At 40.7% G+C, this 22066-nt stretch carries 16 protein-coding genes; 5 read left to right on the top strand and 11 right to left on the bottom strand.

Features of this window, described 5'->3' with window-relative positions:
- The first annotated feature begins 42 nt into the window (after positions 1-42).
- The gene (locus IPM34_08700) at positions 43-702 is read left to right on the top strand and encodes a hypothetical protein (GenBank protein MBK8955621.1); all 660 of its coding nucleotides are present in this window, start codon (positions 43-45) and stop codon (positions 700-702) included.
- Position 703: 1 nt separating this feature from the next.
- On the opposite strand, the gene IPM34_08705 is transcribed toward IPM34_08700, so the two are convergent.
- Together IPM34_08705 and IPM34_08710 are read right to left on the bottom strand one after the other, a co-directional pair.
- On the bottom strand, positions 704-1234 hold the full coding sequence (locus tag IPM34_08705; protein ID MBK8955622.1) for a TrmH family RNA methyltransferase: 531 nt from the start codon (positions 1232-1234) through the stop codon (positions 704-706).
- Between the two features lie 5 nt (positions 1235-1239).
- On the bottom strand, positions 1240-2853 hold the full coding sequence (locus tag IPM34_08710) for a CTP synthase (protein ID MBK8955623.1): 1614 nt from the start codon (positions 2851-2853) through the stop codon (positions 1240-1242).
- 55 nt (positions 2854-2908) lie between these two features.
- Between IPM34_08710 and IPM34_08715 the strand changes: the two genes are divergently transcribed.
- Positions 2909-3679, top strand: a complete 771-nt coding sequence (locus tag IPM34_08715; protein ID MBK8955624.1) for an MOSC domain-containing protein — start codon at positions 2909-2911, stop codon at positions 3677-3679.
- Between the two features lie 59 nt (positions 3680-3738).
- On the opposite strand, the gene IPM34_08720 is transcribed toward IPM34_08715, so the two are convergent.
- The 6 genes from IPM34_08720 to IPM34_08745 form a co-directional block, all read right to left on the bottom strand.
- Entirely contained in the window at positions 3739-6861 is a 3123-nt protein-coding gene (locus IPM34_08720) for a M4 family metallopeptidase (protein ID MBK8955625.1), read from the bottom strand.
- 48 nt (positions 6862-6909) lie between these two features.
- Complete coding sequence (locus IPM34_08725; protein ID MBK8955626.1) at positions 6910-9828, bottom strand: T9SS type A sorting domain-containing protein; 2919 nt, start codon at positions 9826-9828, stop codon at positions 6910-6912.
- A gap of 11 nt (positions 9829-9839) precedes the next feature.
- Positions 9840-11525: a DUF1501 domain-containing protein gene (locus IPM34_08730; GenBank protein MBK8955627.1), complete on the bottom strand. Its 1686-nt coding sequence runs from the start codon at positions 11523-11525 to the stop codon at positions 9840-9842.
- Between the two features lie 18 nt (positions 11526-11543).
- Positions 11544-13196: a DUF1800 domain-containing protein gene (locus IPM34_08735; protein ID MBK8955628.1), complete on the bottom strand. Its 1653-nt coding sequence runs from the start codon at positions 13194-13196 to the stop codon at positions 11544-11546.
- Positions 13197-13312: 116 nt separating this feature from the next.
- The gene (gene dnaK / locus IPM34_08740) at positions 13313-15214 is read right to left on the bottom strand and encodes a molecular chaperone DnaK (GenBank protein MBK8955629.1); all 1902 of its coding nucleotides are present in this window, start codon (positions 15212-15214) and stop codon (positions 13313-13315) included.
- Positions 15215-15362: 148 nt separating this feature from the next.
- Positions 15363-16367 (bottom strand): DUF4249 family protein, encoded by a 1005-nt coding sequence (locus IPM34_08745; protein MBK8955630.1) that lies wholly within the window; start codon positions 16365-16367, stop codon positions 15363-15365.
- A gap of 124 nt (positions 16368-16491) precedes the next feature.
- Here IPM34_08745 and panB point away from each other — a divergent pair, with 124 nt between their 5' ends.
- Positions 16492-17307, top strand: a complete 816-nt coding sequence (gene panB / locus IPM34_08750) for a 3-methyl-2-oxobutanoate hydroxymethyltransferase (GenBank protein ID MBK8955631.1) — start codon at positions 16492-16494, stop codon at positions 17305-17307.
- Entirely contained in the window at positions 17307-18332 is a 1026-nt protein-coding gene (gene mltG, locus IPM34_08755; protein ID MBK8955632.1) for an endolytic transglycosylase MltG, read from the top strand. Before panB ends, mltG begins: the two co-directional genes overlap by 1 nt.
- A 228-nt stretch (positions 18333-18560) precedes the next feature.
- On the opposite strand, the gene IPM34_08760 is transcribed toward mltG, so the two are convergent.
- Positions 18561-19091, bottom strand: a complete 531-nt coding sequence (locus IPM34_08760) for a hypothetical protein (GenBank protein ID MBK8955633.1) — start codon at positions 19089-19091, stop codon at positions 18561-18563.
- Positions 19092-19107: 16 nt separating this feature from the next.
- Between IPM34_08760 and tilS the strand changes: the two genes are divergently transcribed.
- Positions 19108-20451, top strand: a complete 1344-nt coding sequence (tilS, locus tag IPM34_08765) for a tRNA lysidine(34) synthetase TilS (protein MBK8955634.1) — start codon at positions 19108-19110, stop codon at positions 20449-20451.
- Between the two features lie 138 nt (positions 20452-20589).
- Here tilS and IPM34_08770 read toward each other — a convergent pair whose 3' ends face one another.
- Positions 20590-21471, bottom strand: a complete 882-nt coding sequence (locus IPM34_08770) for a hypothetical protein (protein ID MBK8955635.1) — start codon at positions 21469-21471, stop codon at positions 20590-20592.
- Between the two features lie 21 nt (positions 21472-21492).
- The gene (locus IPM34_08775; GenBank protein MBK8955636.1) at positions 21493-22029 is read right to left on the bottom strand and encodes an AhpC/TSA family protein; all 537 of its coding nucleotides are present in this window, start codon (positions 22027-22029) and stop codon (positions 21493-21495) included.
- Between the last annotated feature and the right edge of the window lie 37 nt (positions 22030-22066).

Consider the following 22066-nt stretch of genomic DNA (forward strand, 5'->3'; position numbering starts at 1 on the left):
TTGGCAAAGATAACAAAGCGGCAAAAAATATGTTTTATTGTCATGATTCCATGGAAAGACTTATTGAGTATTTGCCTGAGCATTATTGCTATACCGGTGTATTCGCAGATCGGTCTGCAGGTATTTGGATCGAATCATCTCTTTAATCCGGAAACAGGAACAAGGGCATTGCAGACGGAAGCACTCAAAGACGTTAATTTCGGATTGTCTTATGCTATTCAATTTAAAAAAGTTAGAATAGAACTGCATCCTGGTTTAAGTGTGGGTTATGGAGGAGGAGAATTTCTCAACTCTGATTTAAATTTTAATCAATTTACGGCCAAAGTCCTGTTGCCAATGACCATTTACCCTTTCGACTTATCGAGTGATTGCAATTGTCCTACATTTAATAAACAAGGTGAGGTTTTTGAAAAAGGCCTGCATTTCATTGTGCAGCCGGGAATTGGCCATGCCTGGAGAACAGTGGATGAATTAGACAAACCGGAAAATTCTAAAACGTCTGAGGCGGAAATTGGCCTGGGAATTGGATTTGATTTTGGATTGAACCGGCATTCAACCTTGAATTTTTATGCCTTGTTGGCACAACATTTAAATGGTAAATATTCCATTTCTGAGGATCAGAAAAGCTGGATTAAATCATCTTCACATTTGAGTTTTCAACTCGGATTGCGTTACCTGTGGTATTCAAAACGCAGGCGGTAAATCACAGAAGTCGTTCGCAAAATTGCCAGCAAACTATGCCGGCTGCTACACTTACATTCAAACTGTGTTTGACTCCAAATTGCGGTATTTCAATAAAATCATCTAAAATGTCGAGCACTTCCTGTTGAATGCCATGGACTTCATGGCCGAGAACGATGACGTATTTCTGGGTTTTTTCGATTTTGTATTGATGTAGGAATTCCGAATGCAGTGTTTGTTCTATTCCAACCAAACGATACCCCTTTTGTTTGAGGGACCCCAAGGCTTCATTCAGATCGGAAACCGATTCCCAGGCGACGTGATTTTGAGCTCCCAAAGCTGTTTTTAAAATTTCCTGATGAGGAGGTACTACACAATGTGGACCTAATATTATCGATTCGAGGCAGAAGGCATCCGCAATTCTGAACAGCGAACCGATGTTATGGCCGGATCTGATGTTGTCTGCACAAAGGATAACCGGAAGTTTCTTGCTTTGAATAAATTCCTCACTTGTGAGCCTGTTCAATTCTGACAGCTCTTTTTTTCTTGCCAATTCAGTTATTTTTTAACTTTTTTCTGAATACAAGCTTTAATAAAGCCAATAAATAGTGGGTGTGGAGACTCAACCGTGCTCTTCAGCTCCGGATGAAACTGAACTCCCAAAAACCAGGGGTGATCTTTTAATTCGACAATTTCAACAAGTCCCTGTTCAGGGTTGATTCCGGTAGGGATCAATCCGCTGTTTTGCGCTAGCTCCAGATACTGGTTGTTGAATTCATATCGATGCCTGTGTCTTTCGGAGATCAGCTCGGTTTTGTAACATTTCTTAGCCAGGGATTTGTCTGCAATCTTGCATGCATAGGCCCCAAGCCGCATAGTACCGCCTTTGTTTCTGACTTTTTTCTGTGTTTCCATCATGTCAATTACGGGATTGGCGGAGGTTGGCCTGACTTCAGTTGAAGCTGCATCCGCGAGTCCAACAACATTTCGGAAGAATTCGACCACAGCGCATTGCATTCCCAGGCAGATACCAAAAAATGGTATTTGATTGGTGCGCGCATATTGAATGGCTCTGATCTTTCCTTCGATTCCTCTTTCTCCAAAACCCGGTGCGACTAAAATCCCATCCAGATCGCGAAGCATTTGATGGACATCCTCATCGGTATGCAAGTCTTCTGAATGAATGGGTACGACCTTGACCTTGCATTCGTTATGCGCTCCGGCATGTACAAACGCCTCGTGAATGGATTTGTAGGCATCAGGCAACTCATTGTATTTCCCGATCAATCCTATGGTTACCGATTCGCTGGGGTTTTTCAAATGACCTAAAAACTTTTTCCAGTTTTTGAGATCGGGTTCCGCTTTTATTGGAAGGTTAAGTTTTTCAAGGACCCGAATATCCAGTTTTTCCTTCAACATGAGCAATGGAACATCGTAGATGGTGTCTGCATCCATCGCTTCAATCACGTTCTCCCGCCTTAGATTGCAGAATAGTGCAAGCTTAGCCCTGATGTCATCGGTAATGGGCCTTTCTGTGCGACATACCAGAATATCGGGTTGAATCCCTGCTTCCAGCAATTCTTTCACAGAATGCTGACTTGGCTTTGTTTTTAATTCTTTTGCGGCAGCCAGATAAGGGATCAGCGTAAGGTGGATGGTAACCACATTTTGTGCTCCTACATCCATCCGGAATTGCCTTAGGGCTTCGAGATAAGGCAGCGATTCGATATCTCCTACGGTACCGCCCAATTCAGTAATAACCAGTTGGTATCCCGAATCCCCTAAAAGAGCTATACGACGTTTGATCTCGTCTGTTATATGGGGAATGACCTGGACTGTTTTTCCAAGATAATCCCCTTTTCGTTCTTTATCGATAACTGTTTGATAAATTCTTCCTGTGGTGATGTTGTTTGAACGGGAAGTTGGTTTATTTAAAAACCTTTCGTAATGACCAAGATCCAGGTCTGTTTCTGCTCCATCATCCGTTACATAGCATTCTCCATGTTCATACGGGTTCAGTGTGCCCGGGTCAATATTAATGTATGGATCAAATTTTTGAATGGTTACATTGTAACCTCTGGCCTGGAGTAATTTAGCCAGTGAAGCCGAAATAATGCCTTTGCCAAGAGAGGATGTGACCCCGCCCGTAACAAAAATGTATTTTGCCGCCATTGTGAAATTCCTTTAATTTGTTACGGGATATAAAGGTACGCCTAAATTTTAATATATGGTATCACAAGCCTTTCATACCAAGCAGATTTACATTTATCCGATTAAATCCGGCCCTCCTGTTCGAAAATCCAAATTTGAATGGGATGATGGTTGTCTGAAATACGATCGCCACTGGATGTTATCCAAATTAAGTGGCCAGATGATCTCACAAAGAGAATATCCTCAATTGAACACGCTTAAAATGGAGGAAAAAGGCGACACTTTTATCTTAGCCAGCTCTGATGGACAGTTTCCTTCCATTGAATTTTCAAAAGAAAATGAAATCGGCAATAAAATTCAGGTAGAAGTTTGGGGGCAAACATTTGAGTCATTTGTAACCCAAAAAGAATTATCGGTCTGGTTTTCAGATTATCTCAGTGAACAGGTGTTCGTCGTGTCAAATCCCGATCGAATAAAAGTTTATTCAAAAGAAGGTCAGGAGAACTCCATGAAACTTAAATTTCATGATGGTTATCCCGTTCACATTGCAAATATTAAATCCATAAACTGGCTTAAAGAGGTTTGTAAGAAACAATTGCATCCCTTGCAATTCAGGGCAAACGCTTATCTCGACATGGATAAAGCATTTGATGAAGATCATTTATCGGAGTTTTCAATAAACAACACTCCGTTTCGAAAAATTAAAGATTGCAGCCGGTGCATCATGGTAAATCTTCATCCGGGCTCTGAAGTATTTTACAAGGAGCCATTGGCATCTCTCAGCACCTGGAGAAGAAAAGGCAATCATGTATATTTTGGAATTTATGCAAAACCAATAAATGAATAAGCCGGAATTTTCTTCCGGCTTATTCATTAACAATAGATTTTAATTGTATTATACCAATTTTATTGCTTCACAAATTTATAATTTGAAGTAGCCCCGTTGGTCAATAGCAGTTCAAAGAAGTATGCTCCGGGCATCAATTCTGAAACATTTAATTCCGTCTGGTCATCATTTAAAATTCCCTTTTGATACAATTTTCCCATCGCATCTCTAATTTGGTACTCCTTGATTTCGCGATGATCCCGTTTTAAGCTAATATTAAGCTTATGCTGGACCGGATTCGGGCGTAATATCAATTCCTGACCGGTAAGAGGATCTTCATTTTTAACAACTTCACCAAATATTTTCAAATTGTCCAGCATTATGAAATCTTTTGATTGATCTACGAAGCCTAAAGAATCCAAGGCTCCTTCCAAAACCAGATTGCCAATTTCAATGGTAACCGGACCCCCGGTCAGCGGGATTTCCTGTTCAAAGTATCTTAATTCAGGCGTGCGACTTGCATTTTGTAAATAAACCGGATTCATGATGGATTGGCCATCCTGATTCCTGAATATGACTCTTGTTACTGCGGCTCTGGTAATGTCTGTTAATAAAGAATCATAGAGAGGATTGCCTGTTTTTTGTATGTAATCAAAGGATAAATAAGCCTTTTGAAGATTGTCGGTTTGGATACAGGCATATAAGGTTGTCGTAAATTTTGTATTACTGGAAAACATATTTCCTATCGTTCCGGTTACGATCGGCACCAATCGGTTTTGTGCATTGAATATAACTCCGCCGCTGATCAACAATGCTTCTGAACTATTAAGATTCGAATTAATTTCCAGCAATTGGAAGGAATCCGGTCTGACTACCAATAATGTGGAATCGAATTTCTGGTCTGTAAATGGCTCCAGATAACCAATGTTTGTGTTGTTGACAAACACAGCATTAAATATTGCAGTGTTGTTTGCAGTCAAGGTATCGTTTGAATACGTTAATCGGGCCAATACTTTGCGGTGGCCTATAAAATCGCGGTCGATTGAAAACTGTGGAGTTCTGTAATTTGCATTGGGGTAGATTGTACGATCTACCAGAAATTCGCGCTCGATCATTTTACCATCATACTCCAGTTGAACTTTTATCGATGTTCCCACTGCTACTGGGTGGCAACCCAAATACGTAGAAACCAGCTGTGCATTGACAATTCTGCCTTCGCACAAGGATCCTGAGGTATTTATACTGGTTACCCGAAAATCGTGTTCTCCGTTGTTGTTTTTTGAAATCAGGAGAGGCAGTCTGTTGTTTACTGTGTCGGCATCCCCTAAAAATTCAGCTTCGATCTGAATCGTAATATTTGTTCTTTCAATAAATGGCAATTTGGTAAATTTATAAATCAGGGATTGACCGGGATTCAAATCTTCACTCAGGGTCAGAAGCTCAGTTATTTTATTTCTTCGTGGCACTGATATGTGCATATTAATTTCCGTTCCTGCAGGAATTACTGCACTGCAACTGATATTGAGCAATCTGACCTCCACCGGAAAATATCCTTCCTTACAAGAAACCTGAGGAATTTTTTCATTCACAATCATGATATCATTGTCGGAATTTCTGGCACCCATACCCACAGCTACCCAGGCTTCAATGATATTTTTATATTCCTCTGAGCATTTGCCATACCTGTTCTCAGCAATGGCCAAGGTCGCCTGGCGCATATCGTAATATTTTGAAGTTTTGCCCATGTAAAGTGTCATGGCTTCATAAACGATAGATATGGCTTGGCGGATTCCAATTTTTTTAACATCGAAGTCAACGTTCTTTTCAGTCTTTCCGGCCCCCCCTTCAGATAGCAGATAAAACCAATAATTTAAGACGCCGCTGTTGGAATGCACTCCCCCATTGTCTCCTGAATTGGTCACCCAGCGACTTCCTTTGTAATTTTTAGGATTTCCAAATCTGGTTGGTTCCGACATACTTCTGAAAGCAGTGTCAGGTTTATTAAAGAATCTGGATCCCAACAACCAATTGAAATTCGCTGAATCGTATTCGAATTCAACTGCTTTTCCTACAATATCGCTGTAACTTTCATTTAAGGCACCGGATTCATATAAATATTCAAGACCAGAAGTATGCTGCGTGAGTCCATGTGTAATTTCATGGGAAACAACGTCGAGAGATGTCAACGGGTTGGTAATCACGGAGTCTCCGATTCCAAAATTGGTACCTGCGCCATCCCAAAATGCATTGACATAAAAAGATGTATCGATTACTTTGTTCAACAGTTTGGAATCCTTGTCGTCAAAGCCTTTTCTATTGAAATAATTTTTGTAATAATCGTATGTGACCTGAGCACCAAAATGCACATCCAGTGCACCTTTTTTCTGTGCAAAACTTCCTGCTTCCCAGGTATTGTCGTCATCTGTATATTTTCTGCCTGTGGCACTCACTGTTTCAATTCCTGCTCCCCTTGTAAGATCTAGAAGTTCGAATTGTCCATTTGTGAATTCAGTCTCTATTTTTCTTTGTCCATGATAAAGTGTATGGGCATCGCCAGTTCCACCACTGAAACAGCTTGTCAATATTTCGTGCTCCAGCAAAACACTTCCGTTCTCTGCGTCGATATAAATGCGTTTTTTAGTCAGGGGTACATAACTGTAAATATCTATTTTATACGCCAAACGGAAATTGCCTGAATATTCCGGATAGGCTATATCCATCCACACCAGGACGGGGTCAGGTGTTTGGAAAGCATCTTGTTCCCAGGCATATTTCTGGGATGGAACCCTTGCTAACGCATATTGGATGGCTTGATTTTTTGTGATCTGTTCGGGTACTGCTAGGTCGAAATTCGAATTCACATTTCCATTTACCGACAACACTCGGTCGTTTTCACTGTGAATAAACATTTCACCACCTAAAACTTCAATGCCATGAAAATAGTGTTGAATTTTCCTGTGCCTGATTTTTTGTTGATCGGTAATATCAGATATTAAATGCAAACTGTTTAGATCGGGATGAAGAAAATCCTGATTCACTTTTTTTAAATAGTCGGCTGTTTTTACAGGGGCTTTTTCGTCAGGTGTATACCACGTATGGTTTACATTTTTATGCAAATATTCAGGCCGGTTCATCTCCTTATTTTGTGCAAAGCCCAAAGAGATCATCGAAAAAAATAAAAGCCAGGTAGAAATTAATTTCATTAAAGTAATGATTTGTGTGTTAAAAAAATTGATGATTGTTATCAGTTGTTAAATTTTGACAAAACGAAACAAGTCATTTGCTGTTTTGTGTGAAATTTTTAAATAATATATTCCTGAAGGTAAATGTTCGATGTTGATCTGGTATCGAATTCTGCCCTGATTCAAATGCTTCAGTTGTTCCATATGGTAATTTTTACCAGAGGAACTGATAAGTTGCAGTTCAGGGTTCTCATTTAACTCTACCGGACTATCGAGATAAATGAATTTATCACTTGGATTCGGATAAAGTGTAAATCTGTCCAAAGAATTCCCGGCATTTGTATTTACCGGCAGACAATCAATGATACCTGTTGATGTTAAACCACAACCAAAGGAATCTATCAATTGCACTGAATAAAAATCGGTGTGGTTCAAAGTATCGCCAGGATGATTTCCAATATATTGAAGACCGCCGGCATGACTGAATCCCGAAACCAATAGTATGGCTTTTCCCGTACGGTCTCCGTTTGGATGGGTCAAACAGTCGTAAGTAACATTCAATTCAGGTCTGGCATAGGCGCATGAATCGAAGTTGCATTTAATTTCTCCTTCCAGTTCAAATTGACATCCTGCCCCATCGATAACGCTGGTTTTAAATTTTTGTCCTTGTTCGAGTAACTCCCCATTTTGATTTCCGGATAATGTGAATCCTCCAAGATCACCACTCACTTGTATTTGCAATTGCGCTTTCAGTAAGGTATCGATACAGAGATAATCTGCCTGTATTTTTAAAGCGGATTGGTTGCAGTCAAACGGAGGGCAATTGATCTTTCCTTCTTCGATGACATAACACGAGTCTGAATCGATGAGGATCAGCGTATAAATATCGCCGTGTTTTAGAGTGCTGCCATTTGGAGTTCCATAATAATAATACACACCGCTTCCTCCCATTCCGTTAAAATTCAAAATAACTTCCCCGGTTTGTCTGCCGATGGAATCTTTCAAACAGGTGGATTGAACTTCTATATCCAAATTTGAATTTTTGCATCGCTGTGGTGGTTCACAACCAATAGTCAAATTGACAAAGTCACGACATCCGGAGGCATCTTGAATGAATGCAGAAATGTTTGTACCCGGCAAAAAATATTCATCTGTTGCGGGACCAGAATAATCATAGGGAGGTGTACCTCCTTTTACATCATAAGAAATCCTTCCCAAAACACCGTGCAGACAGTCAGAACTTAAATTTAATTCGAGAGCCTGAAATGCATTCGTCTGACTCAAGGCATCAATTTTAACACAAATGTTTGCTTCGCTTAATTTCAATGGATGGACAACGGCCGTTACTTGTAAATAATACGTTTTACCAGCGGTTAGTCCTCTCAAGCTAATGAATCCATTGCAGGGATCGGGTGTTTTTCCGCAATGAATTTCTGTCAGTTTATTACATGGCCCTTCATACACTACGTAATTGTACATAAATCCGGCCTGAATGTGTAATGCTATTTCTTTTTCTGCAGGTGCTATGAAACTGTACCAAATATCAGGTGCATCGTATACCTGACAGCTGCCTTTTATTCCACTGGGTGAGCTGTTTGTGTTTTGTGAAGAAATGCAACTTGCTCCCAGGACGATAGGAGTTGAACTGACACAATCATCGTTGGCTGGTTTTTGGGTGGTCCTTTCTTTGATTTCAATGCAGAGATCTCCTTCAATAGTAGAAAAGTAACCAGATACCTGCAGCCAATATTTCGTGTTGGCTACGGGCTTATTAAAAATTAATTTTCCTCCTAAATCTTCGCACTGGATTTCGCTTAAGTTGTCGCAATTTCCTTTGTACAAGCTAAGTACATCTGCAAAATTGGCGTGAGAAATAATTTCGATTGGCGTACTTGAAGTTGGAGTAAAATGATACCAGACATCTGCTCTGGATTTCGTGTTGAGACTGGGTTCGGGTGCATCAAATTTTGCTTTGCGGTTGTTTTCTGATAAACACGCGGAATTAATATGAATCAGCTTGCTGGACAGGCAGGCTTCAGGATCCGGATAAACTGGAATTTCCCTGATAATTGAAACACATAAATCTGCCAGATCTTCCCGGCCATAATACCCTATTTGTTTAGCTACGCGGAAGTAATAGGTTTTTCCCGCTTCAATTTGAAAATAGTTTTTTTCACCTCCAAATCCGAATTCATCTGTATTGTGACATTGCAGATCCGTGAGACTTGCACAACTTCCTTCGTAAACACTTACGGCGTCATTGAACGCCGAGCCTGTGATCAAACGCACATAGCCCGTATAATTACTAAGGAGTTTATACCACAAAGCCTGACTGTAATTGCCCTCGCAAATAATTTTCGGGCCTGTCATCAGTGCCCCGGTATTGTTTCCACTTAAACAGGGATCATCGAGAATCAGATCGACAGCTCTGGAACAATCATCGTTATCCGGCCCAGTTAAACTTAAATTGTCGATGAGCACAACAGTGTTGGCATCGTTTCCGCTTGCTTCATATTCAAAACTAAATTGAATTGAACGATCTCCTGCAGCGGGCTGTATATTAATGTTTTGAACAACCAGGGATAAACCATTCTGAAAAACATCTGATGTATAGCTTTGTAATAATTTTTTTGAACCATCAAACTGACTATACAGATTTAGTTGCCTGGCTGTGCCTGCTTTTTGGAATCGCAAACCGAAAGAAAGCATGTAATTATTATACCGGAATAATGTATACGGTTTACTCTCAATGCTGAATTTTCTTGCGTTATTGTTATTCTTGTCTGTTTGCTGGTAAACAATAGTGCAAGTAGCATCGCTTTGAGGCATTAAACTGCTTTTTACAACAGCAAAGGAAAACGGCCCGGTTTCGCTATGAAGTTTCCACTGTTCGGGCAATGTACAGGCTGTAAATTGCTCAGAAAATATTAAGTTCTGCGCCTGAATTGAACTTAAAGTGAATACCAATAATATGCAGATATTTTTCATTGCAATCAGATTTAGAAAATATTAAAACGTCTCATAAATGTTTTACCGGCGCTGTCTAACTGGTAGATGTATTCTCCGGGATGAAGTTTCCACTTCTGAGGATCCAATGCTACGGTATGAGATCCTTTTATCGTATAATCATCGTGTAAAACTGCCAATGTTTTTCCGTCGGCAGATTTAACAGCCAGTTTAACCTGATTGGAAGTCAACTGACTGAATTTGATGTCTATAGTTTTATTATTTGATGGATTTGGATTGTGGCCCAGTAAAATTGTGTGGTAGTTGGAACCGGAAGATGAACCATCACATGGGACATCAAATAAATTCAACCGAGGATAAGCTTGTCCGAGACTAAAATTGACCAGATCTTTATCCAGACATAACCATTGTTCCATGACGCTGGCATACATACTGCGAAAGTCAATAGAACTTTGTTTTTCAAAATAGACTCTGGTGTCACCTGCTTTTAAGCCGGCATCGTTTAAGTTGATCGGACTGCCATAAAATCCACCCTTCACCTGAGGCCCAAACATCATCATGGGCGACATATTCCCGTGATCTGTTCCTGCTGAACCATTTTCCCGGATGGTTCGCCCAAATTCAGAGAATGTCATTAAGGAAACATCGGAGTCAAATCCATCCAATTTTAGATCGTTGAAAAAAGCAGATACGGACTCTGAAATATTTTGCATCAAACGATAGTGTGGATCTCTTTGATTGGCGTGTGTATCAAATCCGTCGATATAAACCATGTAGATCCTGGTTCCAAGTTTTCCTTTAATAAGCCTGGCTACAATTTTTAATTGTTCCGCCAAACGGGAAACTGTATTCAGCGGATAACTGACTTTATTAAGTGTTTTATTGTAAGCCTGAGTAACCGAGTCGCTGTAACGAAGACTATTGTTGGTCAATTGTCTGAGAAATTCAACTTCCTGTCCGCTGGGGCAATCGCTTAATCCATCTGTTGGGTAAAGTTTACCATATTGTGCAAGCCTGTAAAATTCATTTGGATCATTGAATACCAATTCAAATTGTTGGTTGGCTTCTGAGCGAAAAACCAGATCGGCATTGTAACCAATTCTCAATGCCGGCGGAACAGTCGGTGGAGTTTCTGTAAACACCGGAAATTCCTGTTCGAGGTATCTTCCCATATAACCCGACTTGTAGCGCGGGTCGTAGAGGTCATCGGCTGCAGATGACCAATTGTCGATACTGCTGAAATGCGAGTAATCCTGATTTGGGTAACCCACGTTATGTAAGATAGCCATATTTCCTTCATTCCATAAAGGCATCAGGGAAGTCATGGACGAAGGCAATGCATAATCATCGGGTCCAAAACCGGAGAGCACGGTATTGCTGTTGTAATCAGCTCCGAATTTATGACTGAGACCCGGACGGTAACTTATGTATTCCGCTTTACCTGCATGATCGCTATGAGGAAAAACCATATTCAATCCATCGTTTCCTCCAAACATTTTCAGCAATACAATAATGCGATCTCCTCCCCCCAATGCAGGACCTAACAACTGTTCGGAAAACAACGGACTCACAGGTAATCCACTTAACAACATACTGCCCAATCCTGTCAATCCTCCTGTCAACAGGAATTGTCTTCTGTTCCACATTAAATGATCCTCGGTATGTTGGTCTCCAAGATCTTCGCGGAAGAAGTTGTGATTTTTATTTTCTTTACACATGATGTTTGGAATAGTTGTTTATAAGAGTTGAAATTCAGGCAGTGTTACCAGATAATTCATCAAGTTGATAAACTGATTAGGAACACTTACATAATTAAGGGTCCAGGTACCATCGTTGTAGTAGTTGGCAGGAACCAAAGATTTAAATACCCCAATGGAAGCTTGTATCAATTCTTCGTCCAGGTTGTTTGTGAAAAAGTAGCTGATTACATTTCTGACAATGTAGTCAGGGTCGCTGCTGTCATTGGTCAGTGTTTTTAAAAAGCTTCGGTATTTTTCCTTGGTTCTGTCGTATTGCAAATAATAACCAAACTGATCCCGGTTGTATCTCCATCTGTTGACCAGCGTAAATTCATTCAACCAGGCCCGGTATCCAGGCCATCCTGCAACATTTACAGGATTGAATAAGCGTTGACCGAGATTGGTATTTGAATTGTAAATATGGCTGAGTGTGTCGCGATTGAGCGTATTTGGGAAATTGGCCGGATCCGGAACTTCCGCCTGAAAACTGTTATTGATCCATTTGTATTTGAAGTAATCCTTACCGGGTTCAAAATCCAGGCTTCTGAAATAATGGATCTGGTTTTCAATATGACTTTTTATACTCAGTCCCATGGCTTCTTCTTCATAGAAATGTTCGCTTTTGAATAAGGTCTTCAAAACGGTTGCAATGTTAAAATTGCTGGAAATGAAAACCTGTGCCAGACCATCGACTATTTCCTGCGGAGGATCATTGTACACATAATATTTGTAAAGTTTTTTACAGATAAATTTGGCGACCTCATTTTTTTTAATCTTGAATATGAGTTCGTCGTGAAGCAGGTCGTATTCCTGTCTGGCCTTCTGCATGGCTTCGGCATCTGTAGGAGGTATAACCCCAAAATTGTTTCCAATGCTCTGACCAAAAATAAATTTTCCTTTCCAGTCGTGGTTATTCCTGTAAAAAACAAATTCATCTGTTTTTGTTGGCCCGATGTAATAGTTTCCACTACCAACAGGTGATTCGTAGTAGCGAATGTTCCATCCTGTTAACAGACGTGCGCATTCTGCAACATCTCTTTGGCTATAATTACCCACACCCATGGTGAATAACTCGAGAAGTTCGCGTGCATAATTTTCATTCGGAGAATACCTGGTGTTATATCGGCCATCCAGGTATATCAGCATGGAAGGGGTTAATCCAATCGCTTTCACAAAATCCTTGAAATTGCCAAGAGCATATTTGTGCAGTAAATAATAATACTGGAAAACCCATGTAGGCCGGTTTCCGGCATCGTCGGCAGTCGTAACAAAATGGTTGGACCAGAATAATACCAGTTTATGGCGGATGCCTTCCGTGATCATCCCATTGAACCACATGTGGACGAGTTCCAAATATTTGTAATAGGCATTGGGATCCTCAGCAATGTTTTGTTCCGACCAATTATAAGTATAGTCTATGGTTTTAAGCCCTGCTCTTCGTTCGCCGGGCAAAGGATGAGTTACAGCGGTGTTGATGAGATAATCAACAAGAACCGATGGAGTATTGGCTTTGGCCAGATTGATCAGGTTCAAAGAGGCTCCATTGCTGAGTTTGTTATAAAGATGGTGGATGCGTTTTTCATTCCACGGCTTAGATGGACTGGGAATATATTCCTGTAATCCGCCAGTCAGGCAGTTCGTATTTGGCATAAGACCTGTGTTTTACCTCTGTAAAATTACAGTTTTCACAGGGAAATCCAAATAAAACATAAAGGGTTTGTACGGATGCCATACAAACCCTTTATAATGAGGTACTTTAATACTGATTAATTCTTGTTGACTTCTTCAAACTCGACGTCCGTGACTTTTTCATCTCCACTGCCGGAGCCATTGGAGTTGTTATCCTGGGTTGCAGATTGCTGATCTTGCTGGGCCTTATACAAATCCTGACTGGCTGCCTGCCAGGCATTATTCAAAGCTTCCATTGATCTGTCGATTTCGTCGAGATTTTGAGCCTTATGTGCTGCTTTTAAAGTCTCCAGTGAAGTCTGAATATTCTCCTTTTTATCGGCGGGTATTTTATCGCCAAATTCCTGTAATTGCTTTTCAGTCTGGAAAATTATCGAATCCGCCTGGTTAATTTTATCAGTCGTTTCCCTGATTTTCTTGTCAGCTTCAGCATTCATGGCGGCTTCTGTTTTCATGCGTTCAATTTCGTCTTTTGACAAGCCGGTGGATGCTTCAATTCGGATATTTTGCTTTTTACCGGTTCCTTTGTCCAGTGCACTTACATTGAGAATTCCATTAGCATCGATGTCGAAACTGACCTCAACTTGTGGCATTCCTCTTGGAGCGGGTGGAATTCCGTCTAATATAAACCTACCTACAGATCTGTTGTCTTTTGCCATGGGTCGCTCACCTTGCAAGATATGGATTTCGACCGATGGCTGATTGTCTGCTGCGGTTGAATACACCTTTGATTTTTTGGTTGGGATGGTTGAGTTTGATTCAATGACCACATCGTAAACGCCACCCAGTGTTTCGATACCCAGCGATAAAGGGGTCACATCCAATAAGAGCACATCTTTGACCTCGCCGGTCAGAACACCACCCTGTATGGATGCGCCGACAGCGACCACTTCATCAGGGTTGACACCTTTATTGGGCTTTTTACCAAAAAATTCTTCTACAACTTGTTGTATTCTTGGGATTCTTGTAGATCCTCCAACCAGAATAACTTCGTCTATATCGTTTTTGCTCATCCCGGCATCTCGCAAAGCATCTTCACAGGGTTTTAATGTCCTTCTGACCAGATCATCTGCAAGTTGCTCGAATTTTGCACGGCTAACTTTTAAGACCAGGTGTTTTGGTACTCCGTCAACTGCTGTGATATAAGGCAAATTGATTTCGGTTTCAGTAGAACTCGATAATTCAATTTTAGCTTTTTCAGCGGCTTCCTTAAGTCTTTGCAAGGCCATGGGATCTTTGCGAAGGTCGATGTTCTCCTGAGCTTTAAAGTGGTCTGCCAGATAATCGATAAGCACCTGATCAAAGTCATCTCCTCCCAAATGGGTATCTCCATTGGTCGATTTTACCTCAAAAACTCCATCTCCCAATTCGAGAATGGAGATATCGAATGTTCCACCTCCAAGATCGTAAACGGCAATGGTCATATCCTTGGTCTTCTTATCCATTCCATAAGCCAGTGCAGCTGCAGTAGGTTCGTTGATGATTCGTTTCACCACCAATCCTGCGATTTCACCAGCTTCTTTCGTGGCCTGTCTTTGAGAATCGTTGAAGTAAGCAGGAACCGTAATGACCGCCTCTGTCACCTCATGTCCTAAAAAGTCTTCAGCGGTTTTCTTCATTTTTTGAAGCACCATGGCACTGATTTCCTGCGGGGTGTATTGCCTGCCATCGATGTTTACGCGAATGGTATTGTTATCTCCTTTTTCAACTTGATAGGCTGTCCTGCTGATCTCTTTGGAAGATTCATCAAACCGGCCACCCATAAATCTTTTAATAGACGCAACAGTCCTTTTTGGATTCGTAATAGCCTGGCGTTTGGCCGGGTCTCCAACTTTTCTTTCTCCATTGTCTAGAAAAGCAACGATCGATGGAGTGGTTCTTCTTCCTTCGTCATTTGCAATAACCACAGGCTCATTACCCTCCATTACTGCAACACATGAATTTGTCGTACCTAAATCTATTCCTATTATTTTTCCCATTTTCTGAATTTATGCTTCTTAAGTCAATACTCATGCCATTCGGGAAAATGGTCAATAATGGCAGAAATCAAAAGATTCTGATTACTTTTTGACTTATTAAGAATAATTTAATATGTCAAAAAGTCAGGTAAGCTGGAATTTGTCAGAATTACTTAAAATTCAAATCTCTAGTAAGCGGATGCGCTTGCAGCGAATCCAGAGTTGGACTTTGTGGTGTTACAGTCCTGACAATAGAGTGTGTGGAACTGAATATCCCAAACCCATGCGATAGATTGGTATACCGGGGAATTTCCTGTGAAGCGGTAATTCCGGTATTGGCATTTAAAATTTCAAAATAGTCCTTAATCTCCGGACCACCGCCAACCAGGTGGAAGTCCAGCTTGAGCAAATACCTTTCTACACCTGTTTCGGGGGTGAGTTTATCGTGCAGAAAATTGTACAAACTCGAACTAAAGAATTTAATACTTGTAAAAATATCTCCATTCCCTTCCCTGCCCGGCAGGTTATCTGTAATGGGGAGTTCGATTATTTTGATCTCGGAAGTTCCTGATTGGATGTTCACTTCTTCAACATAAACCAAAGCTTTTAATTTGAAGAGTCTTGCATTGCTCCTGTGTTTCCACTGTAAATCGTAATTATTGACAGAGAAGAATTTTAGTTGTTTGGTGTTATCATCCGGAAAAGTAAATTTCATATCGCTCACAGATGCAATTCTTGCAGTAACCGGATCTGCCAGCTCCCCTGTGCTCACTTTAATTTGCATGCTGTCTCCCCCATTCCATTGCATGGCGTTGGTTTTAATTTTGTAAAGAATGTTTGGAGACGTTGCAAAGGGACCCGAATTTCTGACAAAACCTTCAAGATTTCCATCGACTTTGGTCAGGGTGTACTCCGCTGATTGAGTCAGGTTAATTATTTTCACTTCGGGATTTGCAAAATATAAGGAATCAGGATTTTGCGCAATGGTTGAAGCTGCAATATCTTCATTGACGAAAGCCTTTTCGACCCGAATGTATTGAGCCGTATCGGTACGGTCCAGAAACCCGTAAACCACCGGTATGGATTTAAAAGGTTCGGTCAATTGAAAATCCTCGTCGCAGGCCGTCAAAAAAAGACCCAGCAACAAAATTGAAACTAATCTGCTTAAATTCATGCTACAAAGATAGATGTGTACCGACAGGAATTTAAAAATTTAACGAAAATCGGGCCTTTTGATTGCAGAAATTCAAATTTAGGTTCAATGGGATTCAAATATTAATTTCAACTACCTTTGACGTATGGCTTTGGATAAAAATTTAAAGAGAGTTACAACCCATACCCTGCAGGAGATGAAAGCCGGTGGGATGAAGATTTCTATGCTGACCGCATATGACTTCTCAATGGCGAAACTCCTGGACCGAGCCGGCATCGATGTACTTCTTGTGGGAGATTCGGCTTCCAATGTCATGGCAGGTCATGAAACTACGCTCCCGATTACGCTGGACCAAATGATCTACCATGCCCAATCTGTCGTTCGGGCTGTTCAGCGGGCTTTGGTTGTAGTAGATATGCCTTTTGGTTCTTACCAGGGGAACAGCCGACTTGCCTTGGAGTCTGCCATAAGGATTATGAAGGAAAGTGGTGCCCATGCGGTCAAACTGGAAGGTGGTGAAGAAGTTGTAGAGTCCGTAAAAAGAATACTGACAGCAGGTATTCCGGTAATGGGTCATTTGGGCTTGACCCCGCAATCCATTTATAAATTCGGGACTTATGTAGTTCGTGCCAAAGAGGATGCAGAAGCAGAGAAACTAAAACACGATGCAATTTTACTTCAGGAATCCGGATGTTTTGCCCTGGTTCTGGAAAAAATCCCGGCAAAACTGGCAGTTGATGTAAGCAGTAAACTGGAAATTCCAACAATCGGTATTGGCGCTGGTGCCGGTTCAGACGGACAGGTACTGGTCAGCCACGATATGCTGGGTATCAATCACGAATTTAATCCCAGATTTTTGCGACGTTATGCCTCACTTCACGAAGTAATTGAACAGGCAGTCAGGCAATACATCTCTGATGTTCAAAGTGGAGATTTCCCAAATTCAAACGAGCAGTATTAATGCTACTTAAAAAAGCGATTTATTCCCTGCTTGGAGTAGCAGTGTTTGCAGGTATGTCAATGGCCTATTTGGCTTATTATGCTGCTTTTAAATCCAATGTCAAAGAAAGACCTCAGGGATTTACGCTTTACGTATATCCCGATGACAGCAGGGACATGGTTTTTCATAAATTAGATACGATTCTCGAAGATCCCTGTTCGTTCATTCGGTTATCCAAAGTTTTGAGGATTGAAAAATGGAAGACCGGGAAATATATTTTAAAGTTTGGCCAGGATAATCTCACCATACTAAAAAAACTTAGAAATGGAATTCAGGATCCTGTCCATTTGACTTTTAACAATGTAAAAGATCTCTATGAATTATCGGCAGTGCTTGGACAACAACTAATGCTGGATTCGGCTGATTTTGTTAAGGCCTGGTCCGATAGTATTTACCTCGCGGGTCTCAATCTTCAATATGAAAAATTACTTTGTCGCTTTGTCCCCAATACTTATCAGGTGTATTGGAATTGGAGTCCCGATAAAATATTAACGCGCATTATCGAAGAGCACAATAGTTTTTGGGAAAAAAAGGACAGAATTCAAAAGGCGAAAATTAAAGGCTTGAGTCCGGATGAAATCTACATATTAGCATCTATCGTTGAAAAAGAAACCAACGTCGAAGATGAAAAGGGATTGATCGCTTCGGTTTATCTCAACCGCCTGAAACAGGGGATGAAATTACAGGCCGACCCGACAGTTGTGTATGCCCTTGGGAGAGAAGATATTTATAGAGTTTTACTGGAGCATCTTAAGGTGGAATCCCCCTATAATACTTATCTTAACGAAGGATTACCACCCGGCCCCATCTTCATGCCATCCATTTCAACGATAGACTCCGTATTGGATAGCCCACCAAACGATTATTTATTTTTTTGTGCGAAACCGGGTTATGAAGGACGGCATGCTTTTGCCGAAACGCTTCGAGGACATAGTCAAAATGCAGTTGCTTATCGAAGGTGGCTGGACAAGCAAAAAATACGTTAGCATTTATTTCTTCTGTGCACGCAATGCCTGCCTGGGGGTAAGATTTTTTTTAAATAAGTTTGGGTTGAGAAAGGGTGCATTAGGCGACTTCTCTCATTCAGCAGACAAAGCGGAATGTCCAGATTGGGGAGTTTCACTGGATATTTCCTTTTAAGGGCACTTCTAAAAATCCCTGATGCTTCGTTGTGCCCTTAATTATGATTTGGAATAAAATACCCTTCTGAAAACCTATTCTTTCTTTTCAGGCAAACCATCCGATTTTCTAAGTTTGATTTGCCAGGGGTTGTTGCCATATTTGGAGGTTCCAACAAGCAATAAATGTATGGCATCCATTTTAACTTTCCATTCAGATGCAGCTTTATCGGAGCGCAGTTCGAGCAAATCGTCCTGCTCTGTATCGGTGAATAGGAAATAACCGCTATCGGTGGTATCCTGGTACATTCCTTGTTTGAACGTTCCATCCTTTAACAAGTAAATCCATTGCCCTTCAAATACGTTATCTTTTGGGGTCGGGTCCTTTATCGAAAGTCCAAACACATAGTGCCAGATGCTTCCGGTAATTTGATCGTTGATCTTCTGCGTTTTTGAAGCATTTATAAATTTCTCATCGGGTTTATTCATAGCCGCAGGTGGTAATTTAACTTCTTCAACTGCAGATTCGGTGTTTTCTACGGAAGCTTCGTTGCCTGGCGTCTTGCTATCTTTACAACTCAAAATGCTGGTACAAACGAACAGATACAATAAATTCTTTAAATTCATGTGATGATTTTGCAGGATGAATAATATTCGCAAATTTATTGAAAATTCCAAATTATTTTCACGTACTTCCAGATTATTGGTGGCAGTTAGTGGAGGTGTAGACTCCATGGTACTTGTGCATGCGCTCCATTCTTCGGGTTATCAGATAGGATTGGTTCATGTAAACTATAAATTGAGAAAAGGGGATTCAGATCTGGATGAAAAGCTGATCAGGGATTATGCCGCAAAACATGCTCTGGACCTGCATGTTCACACCAACCCCGGATTTCTGTCTAAAACTAATTTGCAGGAACAAGCCAGATCGATGAGGTATTCATTCTTTGAGCAGGTCAGAATTGAACATAAATACGACTTCGTGCTCACTGCGCATCATGCAGACGATGTAATAGAAAGTTTTATATACAACCTTTCGCGCGGTGCCGGGATCAACGGATTAAAATCCATCCCGGAGGTGAATGGATCCATCATCCGTCCATTGCTGAATTTTAATAAAGCTGAAATTCAGGAATACGCAAAACAATACGATGTGCCCCATCGTATCGATCTAAGCAATCTGGAAGAGAAATACGACCGAAATTTCATAAGGAACAAAATTCTTCCGGAAATCGAACAGCGGTTTCCTTCTTTCCGGACCATGGTAATGCGAAGCATCGGCCACTTAAAAATGCTTCATCGGTATTACGATAAAGCATTGACCGATTGGAAAAAAATGAAGATGGCAGAGAAATTGGATCAACTCATTATCTCCAACGATGGTTATGATGATCATGTGTTCGTTTCACAGATATTGGCAGATCTGGGATTCCACCCGGAAACTATCCAAAAGATTTTATCTGGGGAACATCAGCCTGGTAAAATATTTCATAACGATACCGGCGGACAGCTGATCACAGACCGTGCTCAATTCATATTCTGCAATGCACAACCCAACTCTGTCCCTGCGATCCACATGAACAGATCAGAAAAACAAGTCCATTGCATTTTTGGAAATTTTGCAATAAGCGAAAGCACAATGACAAAAGAGTTGAACTTATCGGATCACCATGATCATTGTGATGAAGTATTTGATCTTGATAATCTTTCATTCCCTTTAGTTATTAGAAACTGGCAGGCAGGAGATCGCATCAGACCTTTTGGATTGCAAGGAAAGCATAAAAAGGTTCAGGACGTATTTACAGATCACAAACTAAATATTGTTGAAAAATCGAAAACACCAGTTGTTTGTGCAGGCAATGAAATCATTTGGATTCCCGGGCTGATGCGGTCTGATTTGTTCAGGGTGAGCGATCAAACGGAACAAGTATTGAACATAAAGTGGTCAGGAAAAGACAATGGTTTTGATTGCAATGGAGTCGAATAATTTTACATGCCATTGCCATGATATTCCGTCTGAATCGACAGCCCAAAAGCTATAATTACTGAAAATAACCAATAATATTCATATCAAGTTTTTTAGAAATAGAAATGTATGTGTGCTGCAAAGAATGAACTTCCCGGTTCACTGCTTTGATTTCTTCCTTCCGAGTATATCCCTTGATTTACTTTCCTTATCAAAAACCGGTTTCTCGATTGGAGCGGAATCCATGGTCTCTGTTTTTAAATAAGGTTTGTGAATCCATAGATTTCCCTGCCAGTGAAATGCTTCAAAGCTTCCGTCCGGTACAAGCAATGTTTCACCTGACTTCGGGTCTGTGTAACTTGCTATATGATCAAAAGTGAGTTGTTTAAGATCGCGTTCATATTTTATAAATATTTGAGCGCTGGGTGAATAATGGAGTACTATTCTATGAAAAAATTCATCTTGTTCTTTTTCGTCCTTTCTCACGAAAAAGCGTTCTCCAAATTTCAGTGATGTTCCCTGTATAGAAAACGCTTCGATGATTCTGTGTTTGGTTCCGTCGGGAGAACTGGCAAACCCCAGGAGGATATAATTGTTTGCAAAAGTATCTTCGAGTATATGGTAATACAAAGCGCCGTACCAATTTTGCTGATCAAAAGATTCGAAGTTGATCCTTTTGTAATTTCTTTCATGACTTGTGAGAAGAACGGGTTTCTGCTTATCGAAAAATATAAACATGAAATACTTCATTTGTTTTTGATCGACCTCGGAGGCCCAGCTGTAGATCCTGAGCTTTCCGTCTCCGGAAGACGATTTTACTATAGAAGGATGAAAGTCAAGCAGGTTGCTGTCTGAAGCATGACCAATCAAGGCCGGAGCAAGCTCTTGAAATTTGTTTCTTGCAGATTCTCTGAATTCAGCTGTTCGCATGCTGATCATGGCATCGCCCCAGAACTTAAGACTGTCGGATGCGGCACTTAATTGCGCCTTTACCTGTGCAAGTTGGAAGAGCGTTAAGAGTAAAAGAATTGCATATTTCATGAAGTGAAAACGAAAGCCATACTAGGGCTTAGTATGTGCTGACTGGCAATTGACCATTTTAAGGTAATCGGGCTTATCAGAAGGAAACTTGTGTCTGAATTCAGACAGGATCTTCCCTTTTGAGATGAGAAATACGCCCGGCATTTGGAAACCATCGCCAAGTTGCATTCCAAAACCGTAGCCTTTGATAAGTCCGGCTTCGATTCCTCTAAACCAGGACCTGAATCCAAAAAGTTGATTGAAAGTGCCCTTGATGAGTCCAAATTCTTTATAGAATTTACATTCAGGATCACCTACCCTTTGGATTTCGAGTAATCCATATTTTTGGAAATATTTAAATGCCAATTCTTCAGTGGACATATGCACCATCACGAGTTGAACTTTGCTCTCTGATATTTCTTTTTTGATCATCGATAGTTCTTCCAAGGCTTCTCTGCAAAATGTACATCCAAAGTGTCGGAGGAAAACCAGTAATATTTCATTTTTGTTTGAAAGTTCCAATACAGATTCACCCGTCTGGGTGATCATTTGGTCCATGGTATCCCGCAAATTGAGCATAGACCACAAACAAGACAGCGGAATGAAGGTTCAAAGA

This window comes from Saprospiraceae bacterium (genome assembly GCA_016716185.1).
In the GTDB taxonomy this organism is placed as follows: domain Bacteria; phylum Bacteroidota; class Bacteroidia; order Chitinophagales; family Saprospiraceae; genus Vicinibacter.